At 28.8% G+C, this 1,085-nt stretch carries 1 protein-coding gene; it reads right to left on the bottom strand.

Going from position 1 to position 1,085, the window contains the following annotated elements; genetic code table 11:
* Positions 1–36: 36 nt before the first annotated feature.
* On the bottom strand, positions 37–891 hold the full coding sequence (locus PL77_RS29805; RefSeq protein WP_044213692.1) for a DUF4476 domain-containing protein: 855 nt from the start codon (positions 889–891) through the stop codon (positions 37–39).
* Between the last annotated feature and the right edge of the window lie 194 nt (positions 892–1,085).

The raw sequence follows: 1,085 nt of genomic DNA, 5'->3' as shown, positions 1-1,085 counted from the left end.
TTTTTTCAATTATGAGACAGCCTCTTTTTCGATTTATTAATAATGTTGGAATTCTATATGTTCATCGTTCTTTACTTGATCTGTCATATATTTATCCAATTCATAATGCATTATCCGATCAATCTCCTTTTTATGAAATAAGTTGACAAAATGTGTTCTTACCAAGGAGAGATTATCAAGGTCGTATACCTTATCGATAGCATTATTAAAAACCTTCATTTTATCATTCTCATAATTATACAATGAAAGTATTCCATTCAATTGACGTACTGATATTCCCTTTCCCTCAACCTGATCTATAAAAACTTCTACTTTTTCACTTGAAATAGATTCCAGTTGTATCGCTCTTTGGACATTAAAAAAATCAGAGGATGACATTGGTTTTTCATGTCCAATTCTCCCTCTATACTCTGGAACATAGACTACTTTTACTTCATATTCTTCAAGGTCTTCATTATTCTCCATCGCTTTTTGATATTCTACGATCTCCTGTTCTGTTGTATGTAATCCGTCTGAAATATTTTGGTGCATATCACTTAAAAAAGATACAAATACCTCTTGGTAAGCTTCATCCTCAAAATGAAAATCTGTATTCACTAAGCTCGCTTTATTATCTGTATGTGAAAATGCATAATATAAAAACTCAATACGGTCTTGATCAGATTGAAAATAAGAAGATAGTTCTCCTAATTTATCGCTATCCATACAATATTTCTCTACAAATATTTTAGATGATTCTAACAAAGATGTTGGTGACATCACTTCAAATGAAGTTAAAACCTCTTTAAAATGACCATTCGATATTGGAGTACAATTTGTTGTTTCTGTGTTTTGTCCAAAACTAATTATAGCCAAACACAAGAAACTTAAGATAGTTATTAGGTTTTTCATAGTAAGGATAATTCTTATTACTGTAAAATTATTTCTAAATATTACAGTGAAAAGCAATAGTAATTATATAAGAGTATTCTAACATCTTAAACATAGTCCTTCTATATTTTGTTACATTTATACAAATCTCTAATATAATATCTTAGATAGATACAATCCTGATATTTATTAAACACAAAAAAAGGTTAGTCAAC

The organism is Flammeovirga sp. OC4 (assembly GCF_000812565.1).
Lineage (GTDB): Bacteria > Bacteroidota > Bacteroidia > Cytophagales > Flammeovirgaceae > Flammeovirga.
Note: the sequence above shows the minus strand (reverse complement) of the source record. Positions and strands in the feature narration are given on the sequence as shown.

Excerpts from the sequence above, each read along its gene's own strand:
- PL77_RS29805 (WP_044213692.1), bottom strand. The coding sequence starts at position 891 with ATGAAAAACCTAATAACTATCTTAAGTTTCTTGTGTTTGGCTATAATT.